This is a genomic window from Roseateles sp. (genome assembly GCF_049240545.1).
Taxonomy (GTDB): domain Bacteria; phylum Pseudomonadota; class Gammaproteobacteria; order Burkholderiales; family Burkholderiaceae_C; genus Paucibacter_A.
Window position 1 is genome coordinate 43,219 of sequence record NZ_JBMLSK010000218.1, and the last position, 17,517, is coordinate 60,735.

Sequence of the window (17,517 nt, forward strand, 5' to 3'; positions counted from 1 at the left end):
TGTCTGAACGCAAGCGTTCCAATTCGCCCGCACCCTTTGCAAGAAACGACTCCGCTCATGACCAGCCCTCTGACCGCAAAGCCCGAACTGACCCGAACCCTGCTCGCGGTGCTGAGCATTGCCTTGTTGCTCCTGACCTCACTCTGGGTCTTGCGCCCCTTCATCGGCGCCTTGATCTGGGCCACCATGGTGGTGGTAGCCACATGGCCTTTGATGAAGAGCCTGCAAGAGCGCCTTTGGGGTCGGCGCAATCTGGCGGTGGCGGTGATGGTCCTTGCCCTGCTGCTGGTCTTGTTTGTCCCCTTGTCGATTGCCCTGACCACGGTCGTGTCCAACGCCGACCGTGTGGTCCAGTGGGTGTCAAGCTTGCCCGACGCCCACCTGCCCGAACCACCGACCTGGCTGGCAGGCATTCCACTGATTGGCGAAACCTTGTCCAACAACTGGCATCGCATCGCCACGCAAGGCCTGACCCCATTGCTCGGCATGATCAAGCCCTATTTGGGCGAGACCTTGAAGTGGACCGCAGCACAGGCCGGCAACTTGGGCATGGTGGGCTTGCAGTTTCTTTTGACCGTGGCCCTGTCAGCCATTCTCTACAGCAGCGGAGAGGCTGCTGCGCGCATGGTGCGAGGCTTCGGCCGCCGTCTGGCGGGGGAACAAGGGGATCAGGTCATCACACTGGCCGGGCAAGCCATTCGCGGCGTGGCCCTGGGGATCGTCATCACCGCCTTGGTGCAATCGGTGCTGGGCGGCCTGGGGCTATGGATCAGCGGCGTGCCCTTTGCGGGCCTGCTGACTGCGGTGATGCTGATGCTCTGCCTGGCCCAGATTGGCGCCCTGCCGGTGCTCGCTCCGGCCGTGGTGTGGCTGTACTGGAGCGGTGAAAACACCTGGGGCACCGTGCTCTTGCTCTGGACCCTGGTGGTGGGCACGATGGACAACTTCTTGCGGCCATGGCTGATCAAGAAAGGCGCCGATCTGCCCTTGCTGCTGATCTTTGCCGGTGTGATCGGTGGTTTGCTGGCCTTTGGTCTGGTGGGGCTCTTTATCGGCCCGGTGATTCTGGCCGTCACCTACACCTTGTTGATGGCCTGGATCGGCGATTCCCTGCCCCCTGTGCTGAGCCCCGCCTCGCCCACCGAGCCGCAAAGCAGCGACGACGAATCAGGAAGCAGCCGCGCGCGCTGAGCCGGGCTTGGTCCCCGCGGCCGGTTTGAGCGTTGCCCCACGCACCTCAAAGCTGACGCTCTGCCTGATCTGACCCCGGTCATCGAGCAAGCTCAAATGGTGGCGGCCGGGCCAGGGAGCCCAGTTGAGCCGCGGGCCGCGCCCCAAGGACTTGCCGTTCAGCACCCAGCGACCCGCCTCCCCCTCGAAACGAATCCGCTGCGACTGCGGCGGAATATCAGGGTCGAGTGCAAAAATGCTGCCATCCCGTGGGCTGCTGATGCCTTGCAGTGATTGCTCGCGCATCTGCGCCGTGGCCATCAAGCGACTTTGCTCCGTGCCTTGAATGAACCATTCTTGCCGGCTTGGCTCACGTTGATCAGGGAACACCACCGCTTGCGCCAACAGGCCGGGTGCTGCCTGCGGCGGCAGTGAGGGCCGATCCTGATGCAGATAGCGCATCACACCCGCCCAGATGGGCGCGGCCCCGCTGACACCGCTGACGCCGTGCATCGCCTCGCCACTGGCGTTGCCGACCCACACACCGACGGTATAGCGTTGGCTGTAGCCCATACACCAGTTGTCGCGCATGTCCTTGCTGGTGCCGGTTTTGACCGCCGCAAAACCGCGAGTGGCCAAGACGCTGTCCAAACCAAAGCTGCGGGCACGCGCGCTGTTGTCGGCCAAGATATCGCCAACGATGAAGGCCGCACGGGCGTCCAGCACACGGCGCCCCGCCTCAGGAGGTCGAGGCGAGATGGCCTTGATATCCAGCGCCCGATAGACCCCGCCATTGGCCAGAGTCCGGTAAGCATTACTCAGAGCCAAAAGACTCAGGTCCGAGCTTCCCAAGGCCAAAGACAGGCCATAAAAGCCGCTGGTCTGAGGCAAGGCCAGTCCCAAGGCATTGAAGCGTTCAAAGACCTGGTCGGCTCCCAACATGGCGGTCAGGCGAACCGCCGGCACATTCAAGCTATTGCCCAGGGCGCTGCGGGCCGAAACATAACCCTTGAATTCCTTGTCATAGTTTTGGGGCAGGTACAGGCCGGCCGGCGTGCTGATCTGAGTGGGCGCGTCATCCAGAAGGCTGGCTGCGGTGATCAGCCGTTTCTCGATCGCTTGGGCGTAGATGAAGGGCTTGAGCGTGGAGCCCGGCTGGCGCCGCGCCAGCACGCCGTCCACCTCGGCCGCTGCGGAAAACGGCCCACTGGAGCCCACCCAGGCCAACACCGCGCCAGTGGCGTTGTCCAGCACCAGCACCGCACCGTCTTCAACGTTTCGACCCGACAGCTCCGCCAGTTGGCTTTTGAGCAAGCCCACAGCAACGCGCTGCAAACCTGCATCCAGACTGCTGCGCTGGCGCGCAGGGCCATCTGGACGCAAGAACTGGCGCGCAAAATGCGGCGCCCAACTCTCGCCCAGGGCGCGACCGGGGCCTTGCATCAACAGCGCCTGCGCCTGTCCCACCAGGACCTCACAGCGTGGCGGACTCAAGGCGGGCGCCGATGGGGCCGCCTGCATTTGCTGCAGCAAGACACAGGCGCGTTGGCCGAGTTGCGCGGCCGGTGCATTGGGTGCTCTCACCATGGCCGCGGCCAGGGCCGCCTCCTCGGCACTCAAGGCATCGGGATGCTTGCCATACATCGTTTGCGACAGCGCATGCAGTCCAACCAGCTCCCCACGCAGTGGCACCAAATTCAGATAAGCCTCCAGAATCTGCGCCTTGCTCCAACTGCGCTCCAGCCGCAGGGCCGTGGCCGCCTGGCCGATCTTTTGGCCGAAGGAGCGGCCACCGGCAGGCCTCAGCAAGTCGGCATCGATCAAGCCGGCCAACTGCATGGTGATGGTCGAGGCCCCACGGGTGCGCTGGTTCCAGAGATTCGCCCAAGCACTGCTGGCGGCCGCACTCCAGTCCACACCGCTGTGCTCGTAAAAACGCCGATCCTCCCCCAGCAACAGCGCATGCAGCAGCCTGGGGGACACCTGCTCCAGGCTCAGCCAGGGCAAAGCCCGGCGGCTGTAATCGAGTCGCAACGTTTGCAAGGGCTCGCCGCGTCGGTCCAGCAAGGTGAAATCCGACACCCGGTGAGAAGCCCGCAGTTCGGCAAAGCTGGGCAGCTGGGCCTGCGCCGGGGCGGCCCAAGCCAGCCCCACGGTGCAAGCCACGAGCCACAACCAAGCCGGGCCTTGCCGGGCCTTGCATCTCAAGGCAGCACCTCCAACACGGTCTGCGGCAACTCACCGGCCACATCGGGTGCATACATCGCCTCCGCGCGACTGCCGGGCAAGATGAAGCGACCGGCGTTGTTCAGCCGCAAGCTGTACTCGACAACATGCTTGCCGCGCGGCAAGAACTCAAAGTAGCCTCGCCACGCCTCGAAAGATCGCTCTTCATAGCTAGGGCGACTGCGCGCGTCCTCGCCGCGCTCGCCGGCCATGGTTTGATCCATCAAGCTGGATTGCCCCCCCAGGCCGGATCCCAAGATGGCGGCCCCGGCCGGCACCGGATCGGACAAAACCACCCAGGTCATATCGCTTTGCGCATCCAGTTCGAGTCGCACCCGCATCACGTCGCCACGAGTCCAGCGGCCAGCCACTTTCTGCTCCACGGCCTGCACCGTCCTGGTGATGCGATAGCCGCTGCTCACTGCCGACTTCAAGGGCACCGCGGCCAAGGACTGCAGGGTCACCCAGGGCTTGGCCGTCGCTTGTGTCGAAACCCCGCCGCCCTCCTGCTGCAGCTTCAGCGTTGCCGGCGCCGCGCCCCATGGCAGCAAGAAGGCGCCCCCTTCCGGCTTGCTGGCCCAGTCCAGACTCTGGCTCTGAGCACCCAGACTGGCCAGGGTCTTGCCACTGAGTTTGGGACCGGACTCAAAGCGGGCCGAGAATTTGTCCAGCGCCAGCACACCCCACAGATTGGCGGTGGTGCTGCGCCAGGCGCCCTGACGTTGCCTGGCCAAGCTGCCTTGAACCAAGCGCGGCATTTCAGCGGCCCATGCCGGATCATCCAACACGGCCAGAATCAAGCGCGAGGCGTTGGCGTCGGCGCTGTCCATCAGCCACCACCAGGCGTCATCCTCCTGCTCGGTACTGAAGCCCAGCCTTGTGCCTGTGTAGGTCAAACGGCTTCGCAACAAGGCCTGAGTCTCGGCCATGCGGCGAACCCGATCAGGCGCCTGCGCCATGCGGCGATGCACATTCAACCAATCGATCAAGGCTGCGGTGGGCCAGTTGGACTGCCCCGTCGTGTCGACAGCGCTCAAGCCCGCCAGCGTCGCCCGGCCATAACGCGACAAGGCCTCCAAGGCCGCCACCCGGCGCACCGCCAGATCCAGTTGGGCCGAGCGAGGAGACCAGCTGTTGCGTTGGATGCGGCCTTCAGCAAAGGCGAGCAAACCGTCCAGCATCAAGCGCCGCTGCGCCTCGGGTACTTCGCGCCCAGCCTCATGAGCAGCCGCCAAAAGATAAGCCGTCAAGCGATCACTGCCTCGGGCGCCTGCATCGGCCTGGGGTGGGAAGTAGCTCGCCAGCCCATCGGCATCGAGATAGCCCGGCAGACGCGCCATCACCGACTGCCACTGGGCTGCGTCACGCAAACCCAAGGCCTTGGAACTCAGTTGCTCCAGACAGGTGTAGGGATAGGTCTCAAAGAATCGCCGCGGTCCCGGCAGTTCACCGCCGAGCTTGGCCTGCAGCACCACATTCACGCCGCCGCGCTTGGGACCTTGGGCGGGCAAGGCCTCGGAGGGCGGCGCCATCGCCAGGCTCAAGCTGCCCTCCAGTTGGCGGAGGCTGGCCTGTTGCACCTGCAAGGCCACCGCGGGACGCACTTGTTGGTGCACGCGCAGGCGATCGCTGGCCCCAGCAGCGCCCCCGCCCGCCCCGGCTCCACCACTCAACTCCTGAGCCTGAGCCTCCCAAGCCAAGGACGCAATACCTTCGGGCACGGTCACCATCCAGCGCGCCTCCGCGGCAGCGCCAGCAGCCAGGCTCAGATCTTGCGGCGCCAAGGGTGGCACAATCCCCTGACTGTCTTGGGCTTGCCCTTGCAGCGTCACGCGCAGCTTCATGGCGCGGCTGCTGCTGTTGCGCAGGGTTAGCACGGCCTGAAACTGATCGCCCTCGCGCACCAGCGGGGGCAGGCCTGACAAGACTTGCAGATCCTGTGTCACCCGCACCGTCGCTTGACCGGTGCCAAAACGCTGCGCGCCGGCATCCGCCACCGCGACCAAGCGAAAGCTCGTCAAGGCGTCATTCAAGGGCACCTCAATCAGCGCTTCGCCCTTGGCGTCGAGCTTGACGTTCGGTCGCCACAGCAGCAAGGTGTCGAACAGCTCGCGCGTGGGCGCACGTCCGCCCCCGCCACCCGCTGCCACGGCCTTGCGTCCGTAATGCCGCCGACCAATGATCTCGCTTTGCGCGGTCGCAGTTTCAACACCCCAGGCGCGCTTTTGAATCAAGGCCGGCAGGATCTCCCAAGATGAATTGCTGCGCAGCGCCAGCAGGCCTTCATCCACCGCGGCAAAGGCCAGCTCAGCATCGGCCAAGGGGCGGCCCTCCTGCGTCACCTTGATGCGGGTCTGCACGGTTTGGCGCACCCCGTATTGCGCCTTGTCGGTCGTCACCTCCACTTGCAGCTGATGCGCCGCCAGGCCCACTTGCAACTCCGCCATGCCGAGCTTGTAAGACGGCTTGGCCAGATCGATCAGCGCCGTCGGCGGCTGATAGCTTTTCGCCGCATCGCGCCAGGCATGCCACCAGCCGACCGGCTGACGCCAGCCCCATTGGAAAAAGCTGTACCAGGGCACCTCAAGAATCCGCCCACGCAAGGCCAGCACGGAAACATAGACATTGGGCGCCCAGCTCTTTTCAATCTTCAGTTCTATCGTCGGATCCGAGCCGCGCAGCTTGACGATGCGGCTATCGATCACCCCTTCGCGCTCAATGGTCAGCAGCGCGGTGGCTTCCCGGTAAGGCATGCGCACCTGCAAGCGGGCGGTTTCGCCAGGCTCATAACGCCTTTTCTCAGCGAGCACATCGATGCGATCATCATTGTCCTGAGGGAACCAGAGTTCACCCTGACGAGTCATCCAGACGGTGCTGGCCGCAAGGCTGATGCGGCCGTCAGCATCTTTGGCGCTGGCGATCAGCTCCACCTCCCCCGAAACATCGAGCTTGGCCTCGCAAGCCAAGAGGCCTTGCGCGTCGGTCTTGCCGCTGCATGCCGATCCCAAGTCTTTCAACTCTTGTCGATTGTCATAGGCGTAAAAGCCACCCACCATGCGTTTGCGGCTGCTGATGGTCTGACGCAGGCGCGCGCGGACCTCGATGTTTTGGCCGGCTTGCGGCTTGCCGGCGGTGTCCAAGGCCACCACGCTGAAACTGGCCTTGCCCACATTGCTGGCCCAGCCCTGGCTGCGCAAACCCAGGACCAGCTTGGATGGCCACAGCGGCAGCGTGCGCGCCACGGTTTTGATTTCCCCATTCGGGTCGCTGTAGCTGAGCTCGGCCATCAGCTCGCTAGGGCGATCCACCTTGGGCAGCGATTTGATCAATAACTCGGCGGCGCCGTTGCGGTCGGTCATGCCCGCTTGCTTGTCCACCACCAGGCGGGAGCCTGTGGCCGTAGCACCATCGCTTTCCCGGTCCTCGGCGTCTTCGTTGCTCATCAAGGCCGCTGCGTCCGCGGCGCGAGGGGGCTCGAAAACAAAGGCCTCGTAGCCAGCAAAGCCCACGGAGCGCGGCCGCAGGACCGCACTGAGCTTCAGCGGAGCCTGCCCGACGCCACCGCCGGACAGGTAGTTCATCTGAGCCGACAAGCGCAGTTCACTCGGCGCCGGCGGAATGAGCTTGGGGCCGCTCAGTCGCGCATCGATCAGCGGTACGCGAAACTCCTCGACCCTGAACTCGCCGCTGGGCCAACTGCCCTGGCGCCCGTCATTGAGTTCGCCCTTGCTGATCTCCTTCTCCAAGGTGATGCGGTAGCTGCCCAGCTTGGCATTGGCGGGAATCTGCCATTGCGAAGTGCTGCTGCGCGGCGAGGCCCAAGTCAGCGGCAAATCGATTTGCTGGCCACTGCCCTCATGCGTGAGCCTGACACGTGTGGGCATTTGATCCGGTCGCGCCAGGCTCAATCCTTGGCTGTTCTCGAAGCGGAAAAAATGCTTCATCGACACGGTCTCACCGGCACGTAGCAAGCTGCGGTCCAGCACGGTGTGTGCGCGCGCATCGGCCTCGGCGCCGCGAGATGGCGGCACCGCAAAACGCCAGCTCTCGATGCCGCGATTCCAGTTGCTGAACACAAAACTCATGTCCTGCTGCAACTGCCCGCCCGCCTGCGCTTCGGTCTTGCGAGCCGTGACGAAGAAGCCTTGCTCAAACTCGCAACGATTTTTGTCGTTCCAGTTGGGCAGGCTCAAGGCCTGATTCACCTGAGCCAAGCCCTGGGCATCGGTGCGGCCGCGCCAAATCGGCTTGCCATGGCAGTCATTCACCGTCACATCGGCCTGCGCCACCGGCTGCGCACGGTCCAAGGTCGTGACCCAGATCAGGCTGTTCTCGCGCCCCCATTTGAAATGAACGCCCAGGTTCGTCACCAACACACCGGTGCGAACAAACATGGGCTCCGGCTTGTCCAGCAGCGAAGCGCCCAAGCGGCGAGAGCTGAGTTCCACGACGTGATAGCCGGGCTCGGCCAAGGGCAGGCCGATCACCTCGAAAGGCCGCGCCTCGCCCAATTTGCCCTCTGGCGCGGCCGGCAAGGCCAGCACTTGCGCGGATGCATCAGCCCTTAGCAAACCGACTTCACGGCTGTGAACATAACGTGGCTGCCGCCGCTCAATCAGCTTGCCGCGCCCATTCTCGAGCTTGACGGTTTCCTCCCACAGCGATGGCGCCAATCCCGCCTCGCGGGCGCTGAGCTGGCTCTCGTGGAATTTGCGCAGCTTGACGTACCAAGCAAAGACTTCCGCATCACTTTGCAAGCGTTTGATGCGGATATCACCCGGCGAGGGCTTTGCCAGACCCTGCTGCGGCGCAGACCAATCGGACTGCACATGACGCATCGTGATCGGCAGCATTGCAGGGCCTGAACGCTCCCGCTCAATGACCCCAAAAGGCGCAGCCGCAAACTTAGCCAAGGGCGGTGCCGCGCCGGTGCTCACCTTGAGCGGGAAGCTGGCGGCATTGCTGAGCAAACGAGCGCTGCGGTCCTTCAGGCCTTGCGGCAACTCGAGTGTGAACTGCGCGTTCTCAGCCAAGGGCACCGGAAAGCGCACCTCATTCAACTCAGTTTGCTTGTCATCTGGAGATAGCTTGGGCGCCAAAGCCGCGCCTTGCTGCGGCTTGAGGCGAATCTTCAGCGCCTCCTCCCTCGGTACCGGCTCGCTGAACACCAAGCGCAAGGGCCGGATGGGCAAGCAAGGGGCATTGGCCCGCTCTCGTTCACAGCTGAACTCGGCCGTAAACGGTTGGCGCACTTGATACTCAAAACCTTGGGCCGCACGCTCGGCAGCACCCGCAGGCAACCACCGCAGTTGAACCTTGGCACCCGGGGGCAGCGGACGCTGACAGTGCAGCAACCAGGCCCGCTCCTGCCCTTTTCGCACCTGCTGAGACTTCAACACTGCTTCGCGCATCGGGCCATTGACCACCTGGACCGGCAGGCGCTCACCCAAGCCTTCAACCTCACACCAAGCCTGCCGCACCAGCGATGCGGCATCGACCACGCCATTCAGCCGCAGCAAGAAGTGTTGATCCTCCTCGATAGCGCTGCCCGGCCATGGCGAAGCATTGACCACGATGGCGGCGCCGGTCGAGAAGGCAAACTGCCGTGCGCCCGTGATGGCCGTTCCGATGGGCTGGAAGTCGTCCTTGAGCTGTACTTTGCATTTCAAGCCGGCCCCCAAGGGCTCCTGCAAATCGAAGCGCCATTCACGTTCGTTGTGCCAATAGCCCGTGCCAGCAGGCCTTGGCACACCCTCGCAGCTCAGGTCAGCCGGCGCAGGCAATTGCCCCTTGCCTGCAGGGACAACGGGCTCTGAAAACTTGAGCAGAATCTGCCGCACCTCGGCCACCGCGCCGCTTGGGCTGAGCACCAGGGTTGTCGCCTGCGCGCTCGGCATCGCGAGCAAGAGCCCCGCGCAGTGCCCGATACCCAGCAACCACCGGCTGAGCTGCGCGAGCCCCGGCAAGTAGTGACTTCGACTGCGCTTTTCTATGCTCATCTGCCCTCCCAGGCACTTTGTATGGCGTGTGCGAGGCAGAGTCTAAGGCGCAGTCGCGCCATCAAGCATGGGGAATCGCCACAAACCAAAACGGCCTGAGGCTGGCGCTCTCCGTCAATGCTGGGCAGTCCCGCATCACAAATTGCCCGGCATCCCCAGCGGCTGCCGCCCCAACATGGCGCTGAACAGGCTCGCCAGGACCAAGCGCTGTTCGGCATCCACCCGCTCATGGATCCAAACCTCCTCACGGAGTCTGCACTTCAGCAAAGCCGCAACAGGGCCTTGCTCATCCTTCACCTCCACACCCAGGTGCGCTCTAGGCATTGCCATCGTCGGCATGCGAGGGTCAATGGGTCGATCCAAAGGGGCATGTAAAGCGAGGACATGCCAAGCCTGGCCTGCAGGCCCGTTCAAAAGACCGACTTCAGGCTTGTTTCTCGAGGTCTGGTCAGGCTGCGTCAAGCTGAAGCTCCAAGCCCGCGGCTCTTGCCCACCTTCGATAGTGACCTGTCCATTGAAGGCATTGACATCATCGATCACTTCAGTGCGTATCCAGTTCAATACGCTGCCGAGGTCACCACCCAACTCAATCGTGGGTTTTTTCTCCTGATAGCGCAGCTCACTGGCGGCCGTCACCGAAGCCTTGAGACCGTCGGGGCCATGCTGCTCAAAACGCAGCGCCGAGCGCCCTTCGGCACGAACATTGCTCCCCGAGCGCGTCGTGGAGTTCTGCGTCACCCCCACTTTGTACTGCTCGGTCCAGAATTCACCGAAGCGCAGATCCCTGCTGGGCAACCACCCCTGCTGACGCTCCACCTTGAGGACAGGGGCCGCAGAGCTTTCGCCCTTAACGATTGGACTTGGATTGCATGAATTCGCCTTCGCAGAGCTCCCTACGCCCAAGGCCAGCAGCAGCAACACACCAACAGCTAACTGCGAAAGGACATCATTGAAGCGAGTACTCATAGCTATTCAAGCGAGGAGAAATGGAGGCATGAATGCCAACAACGCGGGCAGCGCCTGAGCGTTGACACCGGCGCCGATTCGAGCGCAAACAGGGGCAGAAACTCGGCGACCCAGCGGTCAATGGGCGGATCGGCACCCTAAAGACTCTCAGAGGCACAAAGCACCGCAAATCTAGGCCGTTATGAACATCACCCTAGATCAGCCACGCAGGCTGCAGGGTGAGAATTGAAAGCAGCCGTTCTTGCCGCCTCAATCTCCATGCTGCCTCTTGAACGCCGCCCGATGACGGCAACTCAATGCAGCTCAAGCGAGCTCGCCGCACAGAAAAAGAGAAGTGGAGTGCACCCCGCCCAGACTCGCCCCGGCATACAAGCCAAGCGGCCCCTACACTGTTGTCAAGACCAGAAAGCCGAAAGGCTCAGTTCATTGCTGAACTGAGCCTTCGATTCAATGGTCGGGACGGTGGGATTCGAACTCACGACCCCTTGCACCCCATGCAAGTGCGCTACCTGGCTGCGCTACGCCCCGACTGAGCCTGAAAGTATAACCTAGTTTTTGCTACTCAAGCAAGAAGAGCTTCTCGAATCGACATCAACTCGGTTCGAACTTGGTCGATGGTCAGCGTCTCGAGACGAAGAAGATCGACGCTGATAGGCTCCGAGCCCGTCAGAGGCTCGCGCCCAATGCCAACAAGCCCCTTGGATTCAACGGCTGCTTTCATTGCTGCAACAGATGCGCCGTCAGCATCGTTCTCATCCTGGAGACCCGCTTCTTCATGTAGCGCAGAGCTTTCGGAGCCCTCATCACGAGGCACATGGATGCCTCCATCCAGCAACTGATTGCGCGCGCCGCTGATGGTGAAGCCTTGGTCGTACAGCAAGCCTCGAATACGGCGAATCAACAGCACCTCATGGTGCTGGTAATAGCGACGATTGCCGCGTCGCTTCATGGGCTTGAGCTGGGTAAATTCCTGCTCCCAATAGCGCAAGACATAGGGCTTCACGCCGCACAAATCACTCACCTCACCGATGGTGAAGTAGCGTTTGGCAGGGATGGCGGGCAGCGCGATTTCCATTGAAATCAAGAGGTTCGGATGGGGAGGTCAGACTCTACTCGAAGTCTTCTTCGGCGCAAACATCGCCCTGCACCAAACTTTTCAGTTTGTGGCTGGCGTGAAAAGTCACCACGTCGCGGGCCTTGATCGGGATCGACTCGCCAGTGCGCGGATTGCGCCCCGGCCGCGAAGCCTTGCGTCGAATATTGAAGTTACCGTAACCCGACAGTTTGACGTCATCGCCACGCACCAAGGTGTCGTGAATGATGTCGAAAAACGCCTCGACCATGTCCTTGGACTCACGCTTGTTCAAACCAAGCTCATCAAACAAGAGCTCAGCCAAATCGGCTTTGGTCAGGGTTGGCGTTTCAATACTGGGCAGCAACACCACGGCACCTGGGGTCGGGCGTTTGCCCTCTTCTTCGTTGCTCATCACAACACCTCCTGTGGCCTGAGCCTCAAGCACGCAGGCGCGCACCCAAGCTTGCGGACAAGGCGGCCAGCACCTTGGCGATGGTTTGCTCGATGCGCTCATCGGTCAGCGTGGCTTCGTCGTCCAGCAACTCCAGACGAACCGCCATGCTGCGCTCCCCCTCTTTCAACTCGCCACCGGCCTGCGTCGGCTTGAAGACGTCGAAGAGGCGAGCCGAGCGGACCAGACCATCGTGCCCCGAAGCAATCGCCTGCATCAGCGCGTCATGGGTGACTTGCTCGCCAACGATCAGAGCCAAATCACGCAGCACCGATTGTTGACGTGGAATGGACTGGGCTACCGGCAACTGACGCGCCAGCACGGCGGGCAGATCCAGTTCGAACAAGACCGGTGCGCTGGGCAAGTCATAGCCTTGGCGCCACTTCGGGTGCAACTCGCCAATCACACCGATGTCTTGGCCATCAAGCTCCACGCGGGCGCTACGGCCCGGGTGCAGCGCCGGATGCGAGGCCGCCTTGAAGCTCAGCTGACGCGGTGCGAACAAGGCCTCAAGATCACCCTTGACGTCGAAGTAATCGACCAGGCGATCACGCTGACTCCATTGCTGCTGATCCGCCGGGCCAAAGGCCAAGCCAGCCAAGCGCATCGGCTGGGCCACGCCGGCAATGCTGCTGTCGCTCTCTTGCACCGAGGCGTCACGCAAGAAGACGCGACCGATCTCGAACAAGCGCACCCGCGAGGCCTTGCGACTGAGGTTGTAGCGCAGCGCTTGAATCAAGCTGCCAATCAGGCTGGAGCGCATCACCGCCAAAGGCGCGGCAATCGGGTTCAGCAACTGGATCGGGTTGGTATTGCCCGCCAGTTCGGCTTCCCAACGTGCTTCGACAAAGCTGAAGTTGATGGTCTCGAAATAGTCCCTGGCTGCCACGGCATGACGCAAGGCATGAATGGCGCGGCGCGACTCGGACGCCACCTTGGCCACCACCGGCGCCAAAGGCGGCGTATTGGGCAGGCTGGGGTAGCCCATCACGCGGATGATTTCTTCGATCAGGTCTTCTTCGATCTGAATGTCGAAGCGCCAGCTTGGCGGCGTCACCGTCAGCACGCCGGGGGCTTCAGTGAATTGCAAGCCCAAGCGGCTGAACACGCGAGCGCAGTCTTCTTGCGTCACCGTCATGCCAATGATCTTGGCGGCGCGGGCCACGCGCAGCGCCACCGGCTTACGCTCAGGCAACTGAGTGATCTGGTCGTCCATCGGGCCGGCTTCGCCACCGCAGACCTCCAAGATCAGCTGCGTGATGCGCTCGATGTGTTCGACCGTGCCGACGGCATCGACGCCGCGCTCAAAGCGATGACCGGCATCGGTCGAGAAATTGAAGCGGCGCGAGCGGCCGGCCACGGCCTTGGGCCACCAGAAGGCGGCTTCAACATAGACGTTCTTGGTGTCGTCCGACACGGCGGTCGAATCTCCGCCCATGATGCCGGCCAGCGACTCAGGCGCCGAAGCATCGGCCACCACACCCACGGTCTCGTCCAACTCGACCGTATTGCCGTTCAGCAGCTTCAGCGTTTCGCCCTTCTTCGCCCAACGGATCACCAATTCACGGTCGATCTTGTCGAGGTCGAAGATATGAGACGGGCGACCCAGCTCGAACATCACATAGTTGGAAATGTCGACCAGCGGAGCCACCGAGCGCTGACCACAGCGGGCCAAGCGATCGACCATCCAAGCGGGAGTCTTGGCCTGGGTGTTGACGCCGCGCACCACGCGACCCGAGAAGCGGCCACACAGGTCTGCGGCTTCAATGCGCACCGGCAGCTTGGCGTCGTGCTTGGGTGCCACCGGCGTGATGGTGGGCGCCAGCAAAGGCGCGCCGGTCAGTGCGGAGACTTCACGCGCGATGCCGTAAACGCTCAGGCAATGGGCCAGGTTGGGCGTCAGTTTGAGGGTAAACAGCTGATCATCCAGATTCAGATGTTCGCGAATGCTTTGGCCCACGGCAGCGTCTGCCGCCAGTTCCAACAGGCCGCCGTGCTCTTCGCTGAGCTTGAGCTCGCGCGCCGAGCACAGCATGCCGAAGCTCTCCACGCCGCGCAGCTTGCCCACGCCGATCTTGAAAGGCTTGCCGTCTTCGCCGGGCGGCAATTCGGCGCCCACGGTCGCCAGCGGCACCTTGATGCCGGCACGCGCATTCGGCGCGCCGCAGACGATTTGCAGCGGCTCGCCATTGTTGAAAGCCGCGCCCGCATTGACCTTGCAGATGCGCAGCTTGTCGGCGTTAGGGTGTTGCTCGGCTTCGAGGATTTCCGCGACGACGATGCCATGGAAAGGCGGCGCCACCGGGCGCAGTTCTTCGACCTCCAGGCCCGACATGGTCAACAGCTCGGCCAGCTCTTGCGTATTCAGCGAGGGATTGCAAAAGCTCCGCAGCCAGGATTCAGGGAATTGCATGGTGTGACTCTTCTTCTCTTAGGCGTGTTCTTGAGGATGGATCTCGAGGCTTACTTGAACTGACTCAAGAAGCGCAGATCGCCGTCAAAGAACAGGCGCAGATCGTTGACGCCATAGCGCAGCATGGCCAGGCGGTCGATGCCGGAGCCAAAGGCAAAACCGATGTAGCGCTCAGGGTCCAGACCCATATTGCGGATCACCTGCGGATGCACCTGGCCGGAGCCGGAGACCTCCAACCAACGGCCTTTCAGCGGGCCGGACCCGAACATGATGTCGATCTCGGCACTGGGCTCGGTGAAGGGGAAGTAGCTGGGGCGGAAACGCAGCTCCAGCTGATCGGTTTCGAAGAAGCTGGTGATGAAGTTCAGATAGACCGACTTCAAATCCTTGAAGCTGATGTTCTCGCCCACCCACAGGCCTTCGACCTGATGGAACATCGGCGAGTGAGTGGCATCGCTGTCCACACGGTAAGTGCGGCCCGGCGCAATGACGCGGATCTCAGGCATGGGCTGACCGGCGTCGATCAAGGACTTGTGCTTTTTGACATGCTGGACCGCATAGCGGATTTGCATCGGGCTGGTGTGGGTGCGCAAGACATGACCCCCTTCCACATAGAAGGTGTCGTGCATGGAGCGCGCCGGATGGTCTTCCGGCGTATTCAAGGCCGTGAAGTTGAACCAGTCGTTTTCGATTTCGGGGCCGTCGGCCACATCGAAACCCATGGAGCCGAAGATGCCTTCGATGCGCTCCATCGCACGGGTGATCGGGTGCAGCCCCCCGGTGCCACGCTGGCGGCCGGGTAGGCTGACGTCCAAGGCCTCGGCCTTGAGTTGCAATTCAAGTTCCGCGTCGGCCAGGGCCTGACGACGGGCGGTCAGTGCGGCTTCGATGCCGGACTTCAGCACATTGATCTCGGCGCCCCGGGCTTTCTTTTCCTCGACCGGCAAGGCGGCCAGGCTCTTCAACAATTCGGTCACGCGACCGGACTTACCCAGAAAACGCGCCTTGGCATTTTCCAGGTCGGCGGGCGTGGAGGCGGCGGCGAATTCGCCTTGGGCCGTTTGCAGCAGTTGATCGAGCTCGTTCATCGCGGTGCCGTTTTCATCAAGCGGGTCTTGAATGCAGGAAATGGGGGAAGGCAAAAAAAAAGGCCGAGCGCTGCGCACGGCCTTGAAGTTGCTGACCCCGGATCAGGCAAAGCCGATCCAGGGCTGCCGTGAGCCACTTGCGTGGCTCGCGGGCATTAAGCGAGAGCGGCCTTGACCTTGGCGAAGATGCTGGCAAAACCAGCAGGATCGTGAACAGCCAGATCAGCCAGGACCTTGCGGTCGATGTCGATCTCAGCCTTCTTCAGGCCAGCCACAAACTTGCTGTAGGTCAGACCCAGGCCACGGCTTGCTGCGTTGATACGAGCAATCCACAGGGCACGGAAGACACGCTTCTTGGCACGACGGTCACGGTAGGCGTATTGGCCTGCCTTCATCACTGCCTGCTTGGCAATGCGGAAGACATTCTTACGACGACCACGGAAGCCCTTGGCTAGTGCCAGAACCTTTTTGTGACGAGCACGTGCGGTAACACCACGTTTAACGCGAGGCATAGTATTTCTCCTTCAGAAGTCGATCAGAGGCCTGCGCCGGGCAACATTTGAGCCATGTGGCCCATGTTGGTCTCGTGCACAGCGGCGGCACCACGCAGGTGGCGCTTATTCTTGGTGGACTTCTTCGTGAGGATGTGGCGCTTGAACGCCTGTCCGCGCTTGACCGTACCACCCGGACGAACGCGGAAGCGCTTCTTGGCGCTGCTCTTGGTCTTCATTTTGGGCATGTTATTGCTCCTTTTAAGTACGTCCCAGGGGCGATTGCGGGCCTCGCAATACTTTGACCAGCCTCTGGAGACTAATAAGCCTGCCGACGACCAAATCGGCAGGCCAGAACTTGTGCAAACGCCCTCTTCAGGCCGTTCGCCGGGCCGCCCCAAGGACGGCCTCGTTGCAATTGAAAACGGGCCAAAGCCCGCTTTCAATTGCGCCCCCTCGGGGGGCGGGCCCACATCAAAGCGGGCCGGAGGCACAAGGTGTTAACGCTTCTTCGGCGCCAGCACCATGATCATTTGCCGGCCTTCCAGCTTGGGCATGTTTTCCACCACGGCCACATCGGACAACTCGTCGCGGATACGCTCCAGCAAACGCATACCGATGTCTTGGTGGGTAATTTCACGGCCGCGATAACGCAGCGTGACCTTACCCTTATCACCGTCTTCAGCGATGAAGCGACGCAGATTGCGCATCTTGATCTGGTAGTCGCCTTCGTCCGTACCCGGGCGGAACTTGACTTCCTTGATCTCGATGACCTTCTGCTTGGACTTGGCCTCGGCTGCGCGCTTTTGCTCGATGTATTTGAACTTGCCGTAGTCCATCAAACGGCACACCGGTGGTGTCGCCGTGGCGGAGATTTCGACAACGTCCACATCCAACTCACCCGCCATGCGGAGTGCTTCGTGGATGCTCACAATACCGAGCGGCTCATTTTCCGGTCCGTTCAAACGGACTTCGGGAGCCATGATTTCGCGGTTCAGCCGGTGCTTGCGCTCCGGGATCGCTCGACGATCAGCAAAAGTAGCGATGGTGCATACCTTTCAACGAGCCCCAAGGCGAGAGGCCCAAACAAAGCAAAAGCGCGCCTGAATGGCAGGGATCAGACCTTGTCGGCAATGTCTTTGGAGAGCTTCGCAATGAAGTCTTCCAGAGGCATCACACCCAGATCCTGGTTGCCACGGGCGCGCACCGCAACGGCTCCATTTGCCTTCTCCTTGTCGCCAACGACGAGGATGAACGGAACCTTTTGCAAAGAATGCTCTCGGATTTTATACGTGATCTTCTCGTTGCGCAAATCAGCCTGGACTCTAAGCCCTTGTTTTTGCAGAACTTTCACGATTTCCGCGACGTAATCGGCTTGCGCGTCGGTGATATTGGCCACCATCACCTGGGTCGGCGCCAGCCAAACCGGCAGCGCGCCGGCGTGCTGTTCGATCAAGATGCCGATGAAACGCTCCAGGCTGCCAACGATGGCGCGGTGCAACATCACGGGGGTCTTGCGCTGCCCATCTTCATCGACAAACTCGGCGCCCAAGCGGCCCGGCATCGAGAAGTCCACCTGCATGGTGCCGCACTGCCACTGGCGGCCCAGCGCATCTTTCAGCGTGTATTCGATCTTGG

Annotated in this window: 12 protein-coding genes and 1 tRNA gene; 1 reads left to right on the top strand and 12 read right to left on the bottom strand. The window is 62.1% G+C overall.

The features are described from left to right. Positions 1-57: 57 nt before the first annotated feature. Positions 58-1,191: an AI-2E family transporter YdiK gene (gene ydiK, locus ACOVRJ_RS15325; RefSeq protein WP_422044705.1), complete on the top strand. Its 1,134-nt coding sequence runs from the start codon at positions 58-60 to the stop codon at positions 1,189-1,191. Here ydiK and pbpC read toward each other — a convergent pair. The 12 genes from pbpC to ACOVRJ_RS15385 form a co-directional block, all read right to left on the bottom strand. Further along, entirely contained in the window at positions 1,168-3,378 is a 2,211-nt protein-coding gene (gene pbpC, locus ACOVRJ_RS15330; protein ID WP_422044706.1) for a penicillin-binding protein 1C, read from the bottom strand. The two genes, ydiK and pbpC, sit on opposite strands and share 24 nt — an antisense overlap. Continuing rightward, positions 3,375-9,395, bottom strand: a complete 6,021-nt coding sequence (locus ACOVRJ_RS15335) for an alpha-2-macroglobulin family protein (RefSeq protein ID WP_422044707.1) — start codon at positions 9,393-9,395, stop codon at positions 3,375-3,377. Before ACOVRJ_RS15335 ends, pbpC begins: the two co-directional genes overlap by 4 nt. Before the next feature lie 135 nt (positions 9,396-9,530). Then, the gene (locus tag ACOVRJ_RS15340; RefSeq protein ID WP_422044708.1) at positions 9,531-10,190 is read right to left on the bottom strand and encodes a hypothetical protein; all 660 of its coding nucleotides are present in this window, start codon (positions 10,188-10,190) and stop codon (positions 9,531-9,533) included. 622 nt (positions 10,191-10,812) lie between these two features. Further along, positions 10,813-10,889: transfer RNA gene (locus ACOVRJ_RS15345), tRNA-Pro, on the bottom strand. 34 nt (positions 10,890-10,923) lie between these two features. Then, a complete protein-coding gene (locus ACOVRJ_RS15350) occupies positions 10,924-11,436 on the bottom strand; it encodes a MerR family transcriptional regulator (protein ID WP_422044709.1) in 513 nt (170 codons plus the stop codon). A gap of 34 nt (positions 11,437-11,470) precedes the next feature. After that, entirely contained in the window at positions 11,471-11,848 is a 378-nt protein-coding gene (locus ACOVRJ_RS15355) for an integration host factor subunit alpha (protein WP_422044710.1), read from the bottom strand. 25 nt (positions 11,849-11,873) lie between these two features. Then, complete coding sequence (gene pheT / locus ACOVRJ_RS15360; protein WP_422044711.1) at positions 11,874-14,300, bottom strand: phenylalanine--tRNA ligase subunit beta; 2,427 nt, start codon at positions 14,298-14,300, stop codon at positions 11,874-11,876. Positions 14,301-14,350: 50 nt separating this feature from the next. Continuing rightward, a complete protein-coding gene (pheS, locus tag ACOVRJ_RS15365) occupies positions 14,351-15,388 on the bottom strand; it encodes a phenylalanine--tRNA ligase subunit alpha (RefSeq protein WP_422044712.1) in 1,038 nt (345 codons plus the stop codon). A gap of 155 nt (positions 15,389-15,543) precedes the next feature. After that, positions 15,544-15,900 carry a 50S ribosomal protein L20 gene (gene rplT, locus ACOVRJ_RS15370; protein WP_263537598.1) on the bottom strand — a complete coding sequence of 119 codons (357 nt, stop codon included), beginning with the start codon at positions 15,898-15,900 and terminating at the stop codon, positions 15,544-15,546. A 23-nt stretch (positions 15,901-15,923) separates the two neighbouring features. Beyond that, positions 15,924-16,127 carry a 50S ribosomal protein L35 gene (gene rpmI, locus ACOVRJ_RS15375; RefSeq protein WP_422044713.1) on the bottom strand — a complete coding sequence of 68 codons (204 nt, stop codon included), beginning with the start codon at positions 16,125-16,127 and terminating at the stop codon, positions 15,924-15,926. Between the two features lie 252 nt (positions 16,128-16,379). Next, positions 16,380-16,925: a translation initiation factor IF-3 gene (gene infC, locus ACOVRJ_RS15380; RefSeq protein WP_263538316.1), complete on the bottom strand. Its 546-nt coding sequence runs from the start codon at positions 16,923-16,925 to the stop codon at positions 16,380-16,382. Positions 16,926-16,996: 71 nt separating this feature from the next. Then, positions 16,997-17,517: His/Gly/Thr/Pro-type tRNA ligase C-terminal domain-containing protein (locus ACOVRJ_RS15385; protein WP_422044714.1), on the bottom strand; the 521-nt coding region annotated here is incomplete at its 5' end.

Excerpts from the sequence above, each read along its gene's own strand:
- pheT (WP_422044711.1), bottom strand. The coding sequence starts at position 14,300 with ATGCAATTCCCTGAATCCTGGCTGCGGAGCTTTTGCAATCCCTCGCTG.
- rplT (WP_263537598.1), bottom strand. The coding sequence starts at position 15,900 with ATGCCTCGCGTTAAACGTGGTGTTACCGCACGTGCTCGTCACAAAAAG.
- ACOVRJ_RS15335 (WP_422044707.1), bottom strand. The coding sequence starts at position 9,395 with ATGAGCATAGAAAAGCGCAGTCGAAGTCACTACTTGCCGGGGCTCGCG.
- ACOVRJ_RS15355 (WP_422044710.1), bottom strand. The coding sequence starts at position 11,848 with ATGAGCAACGAAGAAGAGGGCAAACGCCCGACCCCAGGTGCCGTGGTG.
- rpmI (WP_422044713.1), bottom strand. The coding sequence starts at position 16,127 with ATGCCCAAAATGAAGACCAAGAGCAGCGCCAAGAAGCGCTTCCGCGTT.
- ydiK (WP_422044705.1), top strand. The coding sequence starts at position 58 with ATGACCAGCCCTCTGACCGCAAAGCCCGAACTGACCCGAACCCTGCTC.
- ACOVRJ_RS15350 (WP_422044709.1), bottom strand. The coding sequence starts at position 11,436 with ATGGAAATCGCGCTGCCCGCCATCCCTGCCAAACGCTACTTCACCATC.
- pheS (WP_422044712.1), bottom strand. The coding sequence starts at position 15,388 with ATGAACGAGCTCGATCAACTGCTGCAAACGGCCCAAGGCGAATTCGCC.